Source organism: Corallococcus carmarthensis, from assembly GCF_003611695.1.
Lineage (GTDB): Bacteria > Myxococcota > Myxococcia > Myxococcales > Myxococcaceae > Corallococcus > Corallococcus carmarthensis.
In genome coordinates this window covers 26517-43751 of the sequence record NZ_RAWE01000019.1, presented here as the reverse complement: position 1 = coordinate 43751, position 17235 = coordinate 26517, and the positions used below count along the sequence as shown (strand labels likewise).

General features: G+C 70.7%; 1 protein-coding gene (cut by a window edge). It reads left to right on the top strand.

Going from position 1 to position 17235, the window contains the following annotated elements; all coding sequences use genetic code 11:
• The first annotated feature begins 108 nt into the window (after window positions 1-108).
• Window positions 109-17235, top strand: partial view of a non-ribosomal peptide synthetase gene (locus tag D7X32_RS08140; RefSeq protein WP_158625630.1) — the 5' portion only. It continues 14448 nt past the right edge of the window; 17127 of the gene's 31575 nt are visible here — the first part of the coding sequence; its start codon is at window positions 109-111; its stop codon lies off the right edge, out of view.

The window sequence follows — 17235 nt, the reverse complement described above, 5'->3', positions numbered from 1 at the left end:
CATTGCAAGGGCGCCTGTGTCACCTACACGGAGTACCCGTGTGGGGCACGGCAAGTCGGCCCACTGAAACCCTTGCGGTGCGCTCCGGCTTTCCTGATGGGTTCTTCCTTGTCGCGTTCCCGTTCCGTTGAGCTGACGCCTTCGCATTCCACCCTCGTCGAAATTCTGCGGAACCGGGCCGATGTCCTGTCCGAACAGCCGCTGTACACCTTCCTGGATGATGCGGGGCAGGACGACGGGACGCTGAGTTACGCGGGGCTGGACGCAAGGGCGCGGCGGATCGCGGTGGCGCTGCGCGCGGTGGCGAAGCCGGGCGAGCGCGTGATGCTGCTGTACCCGCCCGGCCTGGAGTACGTGGCGGGGTTCTTCGGGTGCCTCTACGCGGGGCTCGTCGCGGTGCCGGCGTACCCGCCGGATCCGATGCGGCTGGAGCGGACGCTGCCGCGCCTGCGGGCGATCATCCAGGACGCGAACGCGACGGTGGTGCTCACCACGTCCGGCATCCTGAGCATGACGGAGTTCGTCTTCGAGCAGGCGCCGGATCTGCGCTCGCTGCACTGGGTGGCGACGGACGAGATCGCCGCGGGTTTGGAAGCGGACTGGACGCCGCCGGACGTGAACGCGTCCACGCTGGCGTTCCTCCAGTACACGTCGGGGTCCACGGGCTCGCCCAAGGGCGTGATGCTGAGCCACGGCAACCTGACGCACAACCTGGCGCTGATCTCGGACGCCTTCGAGTTCGGCCCGGGCGACTCGACCGTGATCTGGCTGCCGCCGTACCACGACATGGGCTTGATTGGCGGCATCCTCACGCCGCTGTACGTGGCGTCTCCCGTGGCGTTGATGTCGCCGCTCACCATGCTCAAGCAGCCCCGGGTGTGGCTGGAGACCATCAGCCGCCTCAAGGCCACCGTCAGCGGCGGGCCCAACTTCGCGTTCGACCTGTGCGTGCGCCGCATCTCCGAGGAGGAGCGGCAGTCGCTGGACCTGAGCTCGTGGCGGTTGGCCTTCAGCGGCGCGGAGCCCATCCGCCCGGCGACGCTGGACCGGTTCGTGGCCACGTTCAAGCCGCACGGCTTCCGGCGCGAGTCCTTCTATCCCTGCTACGGGCTGGCGGAAGCGACGCTGCTCGTCTCGGGAGGAAAGGCGGCGGCGGCGCCGGTCATGCTGGCGGTGGATGTGCCGTCGCTGGAGCAGCGTCAGGCCGTGGAGGTGGAGGCGGCGAAGCCGGACGCGCGCCTGCTGGTGGGCTGCGGCGTGGAGCGGCCGGGGCATCGCGTGGTCATCGTGGATCCCCAGACGCGCGAGGAGTGCGCGCCCTCCCGGGTGGGGGAGATCTGGGTGGACGGTCCCAGCGTGGCGCTGGGGTACTGGAACAAGGCGGAGGCGACGCAGGATGCCTTCCAGGCGCGGCTCGCGGGCAGTGACGCGGGGCCGTTCCTGCGCACCGGGGATCTGGGTTTCCTGCGGGACGGGGAGCTGTTCGTCACCGGCCGGTCCAAGGACCTGATTATCATCCGCGGCCGCAACCACTATCCGCACGACATCGAGCTGACGGTGGAGGAGAGCCACCCGGCGCTGCGGGCCGGTTGTGTCGCGGCGGTGTCGTTGGAGGTGGCGGGCGAGGAGCGCCTGGTGCTGGTGCAGGAGATCGACCTGCGCAAGGCGGGCAACCTCCGCAAGCAGGTGGACATGGCGGAGGCGGCGGTCAAGGAGATCCGCCAGCGCGTGGCCGAGCGGCACGAGGTGCAGGTGCACGCCGTGGCGCTGATCGAGCCGGGCAGCATCCCGAAGACCTCCAGTGGGAAGATCCAGCGGCACGCGTGCAAGGCGGGGTTCCTCGCGGACGAGCTGCGCACGGTGCTGGTGTGGCGCGAGCCGGGATTCGACGGCCCGGAGCCTGATCCGGAGCCGGGGAAGTCCACCACCTCGCCTTCTCCCACCGAAGCCCCCGCCGGGTCCGCGGGTGGCGAAGTGTCGGCGCCCGTGCGGTCCACGCTGGCGTGGCTGGTGGAGCGCGTGGCGGAGCAGCTGCGGATGCCCGCGAAGACGGTGGACGTGCGTGAGCCCATCACGCGGTACGGCCTGGATTCGCTGAGCGCGGTGGAGCTGGCGCACGCCGTGGAGAAGGGGCTGGGCGTGGCGCTGCCCATGGAGCTGCTGCTCCAGGGGCCGAGCCTGGTGGATCTAGCCCAGCGCATCACGGCCTCGAAGCAGGAGGCGCCGAAGGCGGCGGTGCTCGCGCCCCGGCCGCGTGGTGCCACGCAACCGCTGTCGTTCGCGCAGCAGCGCCTGTGGTTCCTGGACCGGCTGGAGCAGGGCAGCGCGCTCTACAGCATCCCGGGCGCGGTGCGGCTGGACGGCGCGCTGGACGCGGAGGCGATGCGGCGGAGCCTGGAGGAGATCGTCCGCCGGCACGAGTCGCTGCGCACGACGTTCCGAGAGGAGAACGGCGAGGCGGTGCAGCTCATCCATCCGGCGAAGGCCTTCGAGCTTCCGGTGGTGGACCTGACGGGCTTCGCGGAGGCGTCGCGCGAGGCCGAGGCGCGGCGGTGCGTGGACGAAGAGGCCGTGCGTCCCTTCGACCTGGGCGCGGGTCCGCTGGTGCGCGCGCGATTGCTGAAGCTGGGTGAGGCGAAGCACGTGCTGCTGGTGACGATGCACCACATCGTCTCCGACGGCTGGTCCATGGGCGTGCTCGTGCGTGAGGTCGCCGCGCTCTACGACGCGTTCCGTGCGGGCCGGGGCTCTCCGCTGCCGGAGCTGCGGGTGCAGTACGCGGACTTCGCGCAGTGGCAGCGGGAGTGGCTGCTGGGCGGGGTGCTGGAGAAGCAGGTCGGCTACTGGAAGCAGCGGCTGGCCGGGGCCCCTGCGGTGCTGGAGCTGCCGACGGACTTCGCGCGCCCAGCGGCGCAGACGTACCGGGGCGCCACGGTGCCGGTGAAGCTGGGCGCGGACCTGAGCCGCACGCTGGGCGCGTTGGCGAAGCAGGAAGGCGTCACGCCGTACATGCTGCTGCTGGCCGCGTTCCAGGTGCTGCTGGGGCGTTACTCCGGGCAGGAGGACATCTCCGTCGGTTCGCCCATCACGGGCCGGACGCGCGCGGAGACGGAGGGCCTGATTGGCTTCTTCGTCAACACGCTGGTGCTGCGCACGAAGCTGGAAGGCAACCCGAGCTTTCGTGCGCTGCTGGCCCAGGTGAAGGAGACGACGCTGGGTGCGTACGCGCACCAGGACGTGCCGTTCGAGAAGCTGGTGGAGGAGCTGCAGCCGCAGCGCAGCCTGAGCCATGCGCCGTTGTTCCAGGTGTTGTTCGTGTTGCAGCAGGACGTGCTGCCGCACTTCCGCCTGCCGGGCGTGGAGCTGTCGCCGTACGAGGTCGATTCGAAGACGGCGAAGTTCGACCTCTCGCTCTACCTGACGGAGACGGCGGGCGGGCTGGAAGGGACGCTGGAGTACAACACCGACCTGTTCGCCGCGGCGACGGCGCGGCGGATGATGGAGCACCTGCGGGTGCTGCTGGAGTCGCTGGTCGCGAGTCCGGGCGCGAAGCTGTCCGACCTCGCGCTGATGGGAGCGCAGGAGCAGCAGTCGCTGCTGAAGGACGTGTCGGGGACGGACCTGTCGGACCCGGTGAGCGGGACGATGCAGGCGCTCTTCGAGGCGCAGGTGGCGCGCACGCCGGACGCGCCCGCGGTGCACTTCGACGGGCAGGTGCTGACGTACTCGCAGCTGGAGGCGCAGGCGAACCAGCTGGCGCACCACCTGCGCGGCTTGGGCGTGGGCCCGGACACGCTGGTGGGCGTGAGCCTGGAGCGTTCGGCGCGGATGGTGGTGGCGCTGCTGGGCGTGCTGAAGGCGGGCGGCGCATACGTGCCGTTGGATCCGGCGTACCCGCGTGAGCGCCTGGGCTGGATGCTGGAGGACGCGAAGGCGTCGGTGCTGCTGACGCAGCAGAAGCTGCTGGGCGTACTGCCCGAGCATTCCGCGCAGACCGTTTGCGTGGACACGGACCAGGCGCTGATCGCGCGTCAGCCGACGACGCCTGTCGCGACGCGCACGGGCGTGGGGAACCTGGCGTACGTGCTGTACACGTCGGGCTCGACGGGCCGTCCGAAGGGTGTGGCCATTGAGCAGCGCAGCGCGGTGGCGTTCCTGCACTGGGCGACGGCGGCCTTCACGTCGCAGCAGCTGGCCGGCGTGCTGGCGGCGACGTCGCTGAACTTCGACCTGTCCGTCTTCGAAGTCTTCGCGCCGCTGAGCAGCGGCGGTGCCGTCATCGTCGCGGAGAACGCGCTGGCGCTGCCGACGTTGAAGGACGCGGGCCGGGTGACGCTGGTGAACACGGTGCCCTCCGCGATGGCGGAGCTGGTGCGCAGCCAGAGCGTGCCGGAGTCGGTGCGCACGGTGAACCTCGCGGGCGAGCCGCTGCTGAACCGGCTGGCGCAGGCGCTGTACGGGCTGAAGAGCGTGGAGGGCGTCTACAACCTCTACGGCCCGACGGAAGACACGACGTATTCGACGTACACGCGCGTGGAGAAGGACGCGGGGCGTGAGCCGACGATTGGCCGTCCGCTGACGGGCTCGCGGGCGTACGTGCTGGACGCGTGGCTGCGCCCGGTGCCGCAGGGCGTGCCGGGCGAGCTGTACCTTTCGGGCGCGGGCCTCGCGCGCGGCTACCTGGCCAAGCCGTCGCTGACGGCGGAGCGCTTCGTGCCGAACCCGTACTCGGTGCAGCCGGGCGCGCGGATGTACCGCACCGGTGACCGCGTGCGGTGGCTGGCGACGGGAGAGTTGGAGTACCTGGGCCGCATCGACTTCCAGGTGAAGGTGCGTGGCTTCCGCATCGAGCTGGGCGAAGTGGAATCGGCGCTGGCCTCGCAGGCGGGCGTGCGCGAGTCGGTGGTGGTGGTGCGTGAGGACGTGCCCGGCGACAAGCGGCTGGTGGCGTACGTGGCGGGCGCGTCTCTGGACGCGGCGGAGCTGCGCAAGGGGCTGAAGCAGCGGCTGCCGGAGTACATGGTGCCGTCGGCCTTCGTGGTGCTGGACGCACTGCCGCTGACGCCGAACGGGAAGGTGGACCGCAAGGCACTGCCGGTGCCGGAAGGCCAGTCCGCGCAGGGCCAGTACGTGGCGCCGCGCACGGCGACGGAAGAGCAGGTAGCCACGCTCTTCGCGCAGCTGCTGCGCATGGAGCGGGTGGGGGCGGAGGATTCGTTCTTCGAGCTGGGCGGTCACTCGCTGCTGGCGATGCAGCTGGTCTCCCGGTTGCGCGCCGCCGTCGGCGTCGAGGTCCCGCTGCGTTCGCTCTTCGAGCTGAGCACGGTGGCGTCGCTCGCGGCGTTCATCGACGGGAAGCAGACGGCAGCCGCGAACCTGCCGCCGCTGAAGCGGGTTTCGCGTGAAGGCGTGCTGCCGCTGTCGTTCGCGCAGCAGCGCCTGTGGTTCCTGGACCGGCTGGAGCAGGGCAGCGCGCTCTACAACGTGCCGGGTGCGGTGCAACTGGAGGGCGCGCTGCACGTGGAAGCCCTGCGGCTGACGCTCCAGGAGATCGTCGCGCGGCACGAGTCGCTGCGCACGACGTTCCGTGAGGACAACGGTCAGGCGGCGCAGATCATCCACGCCGCGAGCCGGATGGACCTGCCCGTGGTGGACCTGTCCACCTTGGCCGAAGCGGCACGCGAGGCGGAGGCGCGGCGGTGCGTGGATGAAGAGGCCGTGCGTCCGTTCGATCTGGGTGCGGGTCCGCTCTTCCGCACGAAGCTGCTGAAGCTGGGTGAAGCGAAGCACGTGCTGCTGGTGACGATGCACCACATCGTCTCCGACGGCTGGTCCATGGGCGTGCTCGTGCGCGAGATGGCCGCGCTCTATGAGGCGCACTCGCAGGGCCGCACCGTGCCGCTGCCGGAGCTGGCGGTGCAGTACGCGGACTTCGCGCAGTGGCAGCGGGAGTGGCTGCTGGGCGGGGTGCTGGAGAAGCAGGTCGGTTACTGGAAGCAGCAGTTGGCCGGAGCCCCCGCGGTGCTGGAGCTGCCGACGGACTTCGCGCGTCCGGCGGTGCAGACGTACCGGGGCGCGACGGTGCCGGTGAAGCTGGGTGCGGAGTTGAGCCGCACGTTGAACGCGCTGGCGAAGCAGGAAGGCGTGACGCCGTACCAGTTGCTCCTGACTGCGTTCCAGGTGCTGCTGGCGCGCTACAGCGGCCAGGACGACATCTCGGTGGGCTCGCCCATCGCGGGCCGGACGCAGGCGGAGACGGAGGGCCTCATCGGCTTCTTCGTCAACACGCTGGTGCTGCGCACGAAGCTTTCGGGCAACCCGAGCTTCCAGCAGGTCCTCAAGCAGGTGCGCGAGACGACGCTGGGCGCGTACGCACACCAGGACGTGCCGTTCGAGAAGCTGGTGGAGGAACTCCAGCCTCAGCGCAGTCTGAGCCATGCGCCGCTGTTCCAGGTGATGTTCGCGCTGCAGCAGGACGTGCTGCCTCACCTGCAGCTGTCGGGTGTGGAGCTGTCGCCGTACGAGGTGGAGTCCAAGACGGCGAAGTTCGACCTGACGCTCTTCCTCACGGAGACCGCGGGCGGGCTGGAAGGAACGCTGGAGTACAACACCGACCTGTTCACGGCGGCGACGGCGCGGCGGATGACGGAGCACCTGCGCGTGCTGCTGGAGTCCGTGGCGGTGCGGCCCATGGCGAAGGTGTTCGACCTGTCGCTGATGGGAGCGCAGGAGAAGCAGACGCTGCTGAAGGACGTGTCGGGGACGGACCTGGCGAGCCCGGTGCGCGGGACGATGCAGGCGCTCTTCGAGGCGCAGGCGGCGCGCACGCCGGATGCCCCCGCAGTGTACTTCGATGGGCAGGTGCTGACGTACGCGCAGCTGGAGGCGCAGGCGAATCAGCTGGCGCATCACCTGCGTGGAATGGGCGTGGGCCCGGACACGCTGGTGGGCGTGAGCCTGGAGCGTTCCGCGCGCATGGTGGTGGCGCTGCTGGGTGTGCTGAAGGCGGGTGGCGCCTACGTGCCGCTGGACCCGGCGTACCCGCGTGACCGTCTGGGCTGGATGCTGGAGGACGCGCAGGCGCCGGTGGTGCTGACGCAGCAGAAGCTGCTGGGCGTGCTGCCCGAGCACTCGGCGCGCAACGTGTTCCTGGATACGGATTGGGAGACCATCGCCAGGCATCCTGCTTCGCGCGTCGATCCGCGCACGGGCGTAAGGAACCTGGCGTACGTGCTGTACACGTCGGGTTCGACGGGCCGTCCGAAGGGCGTGGCCATCGAGCAGCGCAGCGTGGTGGCATTCCTGCACTGGGCGACGGCGTTTTTCACGCCGCAGCAGCTGTCGGGCATGCTGGCGTCGACGTCGCTGAACTTCGACATCTCGGTGTTTGAAGTCTTCGCGCCGCTGAGCGTCGGTGGTGCCGTCATCGTCGCGGAGAACGCGCTGGCGTTGCCGGCGCTGAAGGACGCGAGGCGGGTGACGCTGGTGAACACGGTGCCCTCCGCGATGGCGGAGTTGCTGCGCAGCCAGGGCGTGCCGGAGACGGTGCGTACGGTGAACCTCGCCGGTGAGCCGTTGCTGAACCGGCTGGCGCAGGCGGTGTACGGACTGAAGAACGTGGAGGCCGTCTACAACTTCTACGGCCCGACGGAAGACACGACGTATTCGACGTACTTGCGAGTGGAGAAAGGCGCGGCGCGGGAGCCGACGGTGGGCCGTCTCCTGACGGGCTCGCGCGGGTACGTGCTGGATGCATGGCTGCGTCCGGTGCCGCAGGGCGTGCCGGGCGAACTGTACATCGCGGGTGCGGGCCTCTCTCGAGGTTACCTGGCCAAGCCGTCGCTGACGGCGGAGAAGTTCATCCCCAATCCCTTCAGCCAGGATCCCGGCGAGCGGATGTATCGCACGGGCGACCGCGTGCGCTGGTTGGCGAATGGCGAGCTGGAGTACTTCGGCCGCATCGACTTCCAGGTGAAGGTGCGCGGCTTCCGCATCGAGCTGGGTGAAGTGGAGTCGGTGCTGTCCTCGCAGGCCGGTGTGCGCGAGTCCGTGGTGGTGGTGCGTGAGGACGTGCCCGGCGACAGGCGCTTGGTGGCGTACGTGGCGGGCGCGTCTCTGGACGTGGCGGAGCTGCGCAAGGGCCTGAAGTCGCGGCTGCCGGAGTACATGGTTCCGTCGGCGTTCGTGGTGCTGAACGCACTGCCTCTGAATCCGAACGGGAAGGTGGACCGCAAGGCGCTGCCGGTTCCGGAAGCCCAGTCGTCGCAGAACCAGTACGTGGCACCGCGCACGGCGACGGAAGAGCAGGTCGCGACGCTCTTCGCGCAGCTGCTGCGCATGGAGCGGGTGGGCGCGGAGGATTCGTTCTTCGAGCTGGGCGGTCACTCGCTGCTGGCGATGCAGTTGGTCACCCGGCTTCGCACGGCCTTCGGCGTCGAGGTCCCGCTGCGGTCGCTCTTCGAGTCACCCTCGGTGGCGACGCTGGCCGCGTCCGTGGACTCGGCCATTTCGGGCCGTGATGCGTCCAAGGCTCCGGCGATCACGCCGAGGCCCCGGAATGCCACGCAGTCGCTGTCGTTCGCGCAGCAGCGTCTGTGGTTCCTCGATCAGCTGGAGCAGGGCAGCGCCTTCTACAACGTGGCGGGCGGCGTGAAGCTGGAGGGCGCGCTGCATGTGGAAGCCATGCGGCGAGCCCTGGAAGAGATCGTCCGCCGGCATGAAGCGCTGCGCACGACCTTCCGCGATGAGAACGGTCAGGCAGTGCAGGTCATCCACCCGGCGAAGGCCTTCGAGTTGCCGGTGGTGGAACTCTCCGGTGCACAGGAGCTGGAAGCGCGGCGGTTGGCGGATGAAGAAGCCGCGCGCCCGTTCGATCTGAGCACCGGCCCGTTGATGCGCGCCCGGCTGCTGAAGCTGGGTGAGACGAAGCACGTGCTGCTGGTGACGATGCACCACATCGTCTCCGACGGCTGGTCCATGGGCGTCCTCGTGCGGGAAGTCGCCGCGCTCTACGAGGCCCAGGTCCGCAATCAGCAGTCCCCGTTGCCGGAGTTGGCGGTGCAGTACGCGGACTTCGCGCAGTGGCAGCGGGAGTGGCTGCTGGGCGGAGTGCTGGAGAAGCAGGTCGGCTACTGGAAGCAGCAGCTGGCGGGTGCCCCCGCGGTGCTGGAGCTGCCGACGGACTTCGCGCGTCCGGCGGTGCAGACGTACCGGGGCGCGACGGTGCCGGTGAAGCTGGGCGCGGACCTGAGCCGCACGCTGAATGCGTTGGCGAAGCAGGAAGGCGTCACGCCGTACATGCTCTTGCTGGCGTCGTTCCAGGTGCTGCTGGCGCGCTACTCGGGGCAGGAGGACGTGACGGTGGGCTCGCCCATCGCGGGCCGGACGCAGGCGGAGACGGAGGGCCTGATCGGCTTCTTCGTCAACACGCTGGTGCTGCGCACGAAGCTTTCGGGCAACCCGAGCTTCCAGCAGGTCCTCAAGCAGGTGCGCGAGACGACGCTGGGCGCGTACGCGCACCAGGATGTGCCGTTCGAGAAGCTGGTGGAGGAACTCCAGCCGCAGCGCAGCCTGAGCCATGCGCCGCTGTTCCAGGTGATGTTCGCGTTGCAGCAGGACGTGCTGCCGCACCTGAAGCTGTCGGGCGTGGAGCTGTCGCCGTACGAGGTGGAGTCGAAGACGGCGAAGTTCGACCTCACGCTGTCGCTGACGGAGACGGCGGGCGGGCTGGAAGGGACGCTGGAGTACAACACCGACCTGTTCGCCGCGGCGACGGCGCGGCGGATGATGGAGCACCTGCGGGTGCTGCTGGAGTCCGTGGCGGCGCGCCCCTCGGCGAAGCTGTCCGACCTCGCGCTGATGGGTGCCCAGGAGCGTCACCAGGTGCTGGTGGCGTGGAACGACACGCGCGGTGAGGTCGCGGGCGACGTGACGTTCCCGGCGCTCTTCGAGGCCCAGGTGCGTCGCGCGCCGGGCGCGGAAGCGCTGGTGTTCGAGGACTCCTCGCTGACGTACGCGCAGCTGGATGCACGCGCGAACCAGCTGGCGCACCACCTGCGCACGCTGGGCGTCGGGCCCGAGGTGCGCGTGGCGCTCTGCGTGGAGCGTTCGCTGGACCTGGCGGTGGCGATGCTCGGCATCCAGAAGGCCGGTGGCGCCTTCGTGCCGTTGGATCCGTCCTACCCGCGTGAGCGCCTGTCCTTCATGCTGGAGGACAGCGGCGCGCCCGTGCTGGTGACGCAGGACTCGCTGAGCAAGCAGCTGCCCTCCGAGGGCCTGCGCGTGGTGCGCATGGACCTGGAGGCGGCGCACCTCCAGACGCTGCCGGACACCGCTCCGGCTTCCGGCGCCAACGCCGACACCCTGGCGTACGTCATCTACACGTCGGGCAGCACGGGCCGCCCCAAGGGCACGCTCCTGCCGCACCGCGGCCTCAACAACACCGCCCGGCAGGCCGCCGCGGCGAAGGGCCTGGGAACGGGCCGCCGCGTGTTGCAGTACGCGGCGTCCAGCTTCGACGCCAGCGTGTGGGAGGTGTTCAGCACGCTCGTGTCCGGGGCCACGCTGGTGCTTTCGTCGCGCGACCGGCTGCTGCCGGATGAGCCGCTGCGCACGCTGCTGAAGTCGCAGCGCATCACCACCGTGACGCTGACGCCGTCGGTGCTCGCGCAGCTGGGCACCGAAGGGCTGGACGGCCTGTCCACCATCGTCTCCGCGGGCGAGGCGCTGCCAGTGGAGATGGCGCGCAAGTGGGGGCAGGGGAGGACGCTGATCAACGCGTACGGCCCCACCGAGACCACGGTCTGCGCGACGCTCACGCACGGCGGGGTCCGGGCGGAGCGCCTGACCATCGGCAAGCCGCTGGCGAACGTGCGCGTGTACGTGCTGGATGCCTTGCACCAGCCGGTGCCCGTGGGCGTGGCCGGTGAGCTGTACGTCGCGGGTGAAGGCCTCGCGCGCGGCTACCAGGGCCGGCCGGACATGACGGCGGAGAAGTTCGTCCCCAACCCGTTCAGCCAGGAGCCCGGCGCGCGGCTGTACCGCACCGGCGACCGCGTGCGCTGGCTGGCGGACGGCGAGCTGGAGTACCTGGGCCGCATCGACCACCAGGTGAAGGTGCGTGGCTTCCGCATCGAGTTGGGGGAGATCGAGGCCGTGCTGCTGCACCACGCGGACGTGCGTGAGGCGGCGGTCGTGGTGCGCGAGGACGTGCCGGGCGACAAGCGCCTCGTTGGCTACGTCGTGCCGCACCCGGAGCGGACGGTGGACGCGGCCTCGCTGCGCAAGCACCTGAAGGACGGCGTGCCGGAGTACATGGTGCCGTCGGCCTTCGTGGTGCTGGGCGCACTGCCGATGACGCCCGCCGGCAAGGTGGACCGCAAGGCCCTGCCGGCTCCCACGGGCGCGCTCACGCGTCCCGACGCCTACGTGGCCCCGCGCACCCCGACGGAGGTCCGCGTGGCGGCCCTCTTCGCGCGCGTGCTCACCGTGGAGCGCGTGGGCGCGGAGGATTCGTTCTTCGAACTGGGCGGCCACTCGCTGATGGCCACCCAGCTCGTGTCGCGCCTGCGCGGCGAGTTCCAGGTGGAGCTGCCCCTGCGCGCGCTCTTCGAGTCCCCGACGGTGGCCGCCCTGGCCGCCCGCGTGGACGAGGCCACCGGCGCCGAGCGGAAGTTCAAGACCCCGCCGCTCAAGCCCGCGTCCCGCGACGGCGCGCTGCCGCTGTCGTTCGACCAGGAACGCCTCTGGCTCTTCGAGCAGCTCACGCCGGGCACGCCCATCTACAACGTGCCCAGCGCGGCCCGCTTGAGCGGCGACCTGGACGTCGAAGTGCTCCGCCGTGGCCTGGAGGAGATCGTCCGGCGCCACGAAGCGCTGCGCACCGTCTTCCGTCAGGACGCATCCGGCGCGCCCGTGCAGGTCGTCCTGCCGGTGCAGCCGTTCGTGCTGCCCCTGGTGGACCTGGCCGCGCTGCCCGCCGAACAGGCGGAGGCCGAGGCCCGGAAGCGTTTGAACGGAGAGGCCGCGCGGCCCTTCGATCTCGTGAATGGCCCGCTCCTGCGCGCCCAGCTCCTGCGGCTGAACGCGCGCGAGCACGTCCTGTGCCTCGTCCAGCACCACATCGTGGTGGATGGCTGGGCCGTGGGCGTCTTCATGCACGAGCTCCAGGCGCTCTACACCGCGTTCCTGAAGGGCGAGCCCTCGCCGCTGCCCGCGCTGCCCGTGCAGTACGCGGACTACACCCTCTGGCACCGCGACTGGCTGAGCGGTGACGTGCTGGAGCAGCAGATCGCCTGGTGGAAGCAGCAGCTGGCCGGCGCGCCTCGCATCTCGCTGCGCACGGATGCGCCGCGTCCCGCCGGGGATCGCTTCCACGGTGACAGCCGCCGCTTCCACCTGTCCCCGGACCTCACGTCCCGCATCGAAGCGCTGGGACGCGGGGAGGGCGCCACGCTGTTCATGGTGCTGCTCGCCGCCTTCGACGCGCTCCTGCACCGACGCACCGGCCAGGACGACATCGTCGTGGGCACGGACATCGCGAACCGCGCCCGCGAGGAGCTGGAGTCCCTGGTCGGCTTCTTCACCAACCAGCTCGTCCTGCGCACGCAGGTGACGGGCGACCTGTCGTTCCGCGCGCTGCTGGACCGCGTGCGCAAGGGGACGCTGGACGCCTACGAACACCAGGACCTGCCCTTTGGCACGCTGGTGCAGGCGCTCAAGCCGCCGCGCGAGCCGGGCGGGCAGCTCTTCAACGTGAAGTTCGTGCTGGAGAACGCGCCGCTGCCGGCGCTCCAGCTGCCGGGCCTGGAGCTGAGCCTGCTGGACGCGGAGACGAACGGGACCGCGAAGTGGGACCTGCTCGTCGTCGTCTTCCCGTGGCAGGGCGGGCTCACCGTCACGGTGGAGCACAACACGGACGTGCTCGACCGCACGTCGGTGGAGCGCCTGTTCGCCCACTTCGAGACGCTGCTGCGCGCCGTCGTGGACGACCCCGAGCGCCGCATCGGAACGCTGCCGCTGCTCACGCCAGATGAGCGCAACACGCTCGCCGCGTGGAACGACCGCGCCCGGACGTACCCGCACGGCCAGCCCGTGTCGCGCGTCTTCGAAGCGCAGGTGGCCCGCGCTCCGGACGCGGTGGCCGTGAGCTTCGAGGGTGAAACGCTCACCGCGAGCCAGCTCAACGCGCGCGCCAACCAGCTCGCGCACCACCTGCGTGCCCTGGGCGTCAGGCCCGGCAAGCGCGTGGGCGTGTCCCTGGAACGGTCGCTGGATCTCGTCGTGGCGGTGCTGGGCATCGTCAAGGCGGGCGGTGCGTACGTGCCGCTCGACCCCAGCTTCCCCACGGAGCGCCTCTCGCTGCTCATCGAGGACGCGGGCCTGTCCGCGCTCGTCAGCGTCTCCGCGCTCGCGGATGAGCTGCCCGCGCAGTGGCTCCAGGTGGTCTGCCTGGATGACGACGCGGCCGCGCTCGCGAAGCGCCCGGACGTGAACCTCGACACCGCCCCGGGCAGCGAGGATGAGCTGTACGTCCTCTACACCTCCGGCTCCACGGGCCGGCCCAAGGGCGTGTCCGTGCCCCATCGCGCCGTGGTGCGCCTGGTGTGCGGCCCGGAGTGGGTGAGCCTGACGCCGCGGGACGTGTTCCTCCAGCTGGCGCCGCTCGCGTTCGACGCGTCCACCTTCGAGCTGTGGGGCGCGATGCTCAACGGCGCGAAGCTCGCCGTATTCCCGCCGCGCGCACCCACCCTGGATGAACTGGGGGAGGTCATCACCCGCGAGGGCGTGAGCACCCTGTGGCTCACCGCGGGTCTGTTCCACCAGATGGTGGACGGGAACCTGGAGGGCCTGCGGCCCGTGCGCCAGCTGCTGGCGGGCGGTGACGTGCTGTCCCCCGCGCACGTGCTGCGCGTGCTGGAGCAGCTGCCGGGCTGCCGCGTCATCAACGGCTACGGCCCCACGGAGAACACGACGTTCACCGCGTGCTACCCGGTGGAGGGCGCTGGCGCGCTGGGCATCTCCGTGCCCATCGGCCGCCCCATCAACGGCACGCGCGTGCACGTGCTCAACGCGTCCCTGGAGCCCGTGCCCCTGGGCGCCCCCGGCGAGCTGTTCGCGGGCGGCGACGGCCTGGCGCACGGCTACCTGAACCAGCCGGAGCTCACGGCGGAGAAGTTCATCCCGGATCCGTTCAGCCAGGTCCCGGGCGCGCGGCTGTACCGCACCGGCGACCAGGTCCGCTTCCGCGCGGACGGCGCCCTGGAGTTCCTGGGCCGCATCGATCAGCAGGTGAAGGTGCGCGGCTTCCGCATTGAGCCGGGAGAGATTGAAACCGTGCTGCGCGGACACGCGTCCGTGCGGGACGTCACCGTGGCCGTGCAGGAGGTCGCGGGCGAGAAGGCCCTGGTGGCCTACGTCGTCACGGAAGAGGGCGCGGAGCCGCTGGGCGTGGACACGATGCGTGCATTCCTGCACGACAAGCTGCCCGCGTACATGGTGCCCACGGCGCTGATGGCGCTGGACGCGCTGCCGCTTACGCCCAACGGCAAGGTGGACCGCCGCGCGTTGCCCGTGCCCGGCAGCGAGCGTCCGCAGATGTCCACCGCGTACGCCGCGCCCCGCACCGCGGAGGAGACCGCGCTGTGCGAGGTGTGGGCGGACGTGCTGGGCGTGGAGCGCGTCGGCATCGACGACAGCTTCTACGACCTGGGCGGTGACTCCATCCGCAGCATCCAGCTCATCGCGAAGCTGCGCGAGCGCGGGTTGGATCTGCCCATGGTGGAGCTGCTGCGTCAGCCCACCATCCGCGCGCTCGGCAACCTGGTGCACGCGGCGCCGTCGAAGGCGGCGGCGCAGGCCGTCCCGGGCTCGGAGCCCTTCAGCCTGCTGTCCGACGCGGACCGCGCGCGCCTGCCCGCGGACGTGGAGGATGCGTACCCGGTGGCCGTGCTTCAGGCCGGCATGCTCTTCCAGAGCGAGCTGGACCAGGCGTCGGGCATGTACCACGACGCCACCAGTTACCACCTGGAGATGGCGCTGGATGAGGCGAAGATGCACCAGCTGCTGGCCGAGCTGGCACGCCGTCACTCCATCCTGCGCACCTCGTTCAACCTCACCGGTTACGAGCAGCCGTTGCAGCTGGTGCACCGCGAGGCCCAGGTGCCGCTCGTCATCCACGACGTGCGCCACGTGCCCGCCTCGGAGCAGGACGCGCTGCTGGCCCGGCTCGTGGAAGCGGACCGCTGCCGTCCGTTCGAGTGGAGCCGCGCGCCGCTGCTGCGCTTCGCGATCTACCGCCGCACGGAGAAGACGCTCCAGTTCTCGCTCATCTTCCACCACGCCATCCTGGATGGCTGGAGCCTCGCGACGCTGCTGTCGGAGCTGTTCCGCGGCTACGTCAACCTGCTGCGCGGCACGCCGGCCCCGGGGGCGGCGCCGCTGGCGGTCACCTACCGTCAGTTCGTCGCGCTGGAGCACCAGTCGCTCACCTCCGGCGAGGGCGAGCGGTTCTGGAAGTCGCGTCTGGCGGAAGTGGACCGTCCGGCGCCCCGCGCGCCGCTGCCCGCGGGCCAGGAGCCGGTGCTGAGCATGCGGCAGCAGGACGTGCCCGCCGCGCTCCAGCAAGGACTGCTGCGCGTGGCGCAGGCGGCCAACGTGCCGCTCAAGACCGTGTTGCTGGCGGCGCACCTGCGCGTGCGCGCGCTCATGGAAGGACAGCGCTCGGTGGTGACGGGCGTGGTCGCCAACGGCCGTCCGGAGACGGCCGACAGTGAGCGCATGGTGGGCCTGTTCCTCAACAGCATCCCGTTCCCGGTGACGCTGGAGGACGGCACGTGGCTGGACCTGGTGCGCCAGGTGGCGAAGGCGGATGGCGACATCTGGCCGCACCGCCGCTACCCCATGGGCCGGATGCAGCAGCAGCTGGGCGGCCAGCGGTTGTTCGAGACGATCTTCAACTTCGTCCACTTCCACGTGGCCGGAGGACTGTCGCAGCTCGAAGGCGTGCGCCTCCTGGAGGAGACGCCGTCCACCGCGTGGATGGAGCTGCCGCTGAGCACGCTGTTCCTCCAGCGGCCGGACACCGGCGCGCTGATGCTCGTGCTGCGCACCAACGGCACGCAGCGCGACGCGGATCAGACGGAGGCGCTGGCGGGCTACTACTTCCGCGCCCTCGAAGCGATCGCCGCCAACCCGCACGCGCGTCACGAGCACGCGCGGCTCTTGCCGGACGTGGAGCGCCAGAAGCTGCTGGTGGAGTGGAACGCCACGGACGCGGCGCCCGCGGGCGACACCTGCGTGCATGAGCACTTCGCCGTCCATGCGGCCCGCACGCCGGACGCGGTGGCGGTGGTCTGCGACGACGGCCAGCTCACCTACGGGGAGCTGAACCGCAGGGCCAACCAGCTCGCGCACTGGCTGCGCGCGCGCGGCGTGGGCCCGGACGTGCGCGTGGGCCTGCTCACCGAGCGCACCCCGGACGCCATCGTCGGCATGCTGGGCATCCTCAAGGCCAGCGGCGCGTACGTGCCGCTGGATCCGTCGCACCCGGCGGAGCGCCTGCGCACGGTGCTGGAGGACGCGCGGGCTTCACTCGTCGTCACCCAGGCCTCGCTCGCCGCGCACGTGGCGGACGCCTCCAGGGGACACGTGTGCCTGGACTCCGACGCCGCGCTGCTGTCGCGTGAGCGTGATGACAACCCGAAGCGCCTGGGCGACGCGGGCTCGCTGGCCTACGTCATCTTCACGTCTGGTTCCACGGGCCGGCCCAAGGGCGTGGCGGTGGAACACCGGCAGCTCAACCACTACGTGGAGGGCGTGACGCGCCGGCTGGAGCTACCCCCGGCGGCGAGCTTCGCGTCCGTATCCACGCTGGCCGCGGACCTGGGCCACACCGCCGTGTTCCCGACGCTGAGCGGCGGCGGGACGCTGCACCTCATCTCCAAGGAACGGGCCACGGATCCGGCCGCGCTCGGCGACTACTTCCAGCGCCACGCGGTGGACTGCCTGAAGATCGTTCCCTCGCACCTCACGGCGCTCCTGTCGTCGCAGTCGCCCGAGCGCGTGTTGCCGCGCAAGCGGCTGGTGCTGGGCGGCGAGGCGTCCGACCCCGCGCTCATCGCCCGCGTGCACGCGCTCGTGCCCGGCCTGGAGGTGTTCAACCACTACGGCCCCACCGAGACGACGGTGGGCGTGCTGACGTGGAAGGTGGAGCGGGGCACGCAGCTCTCCACCACG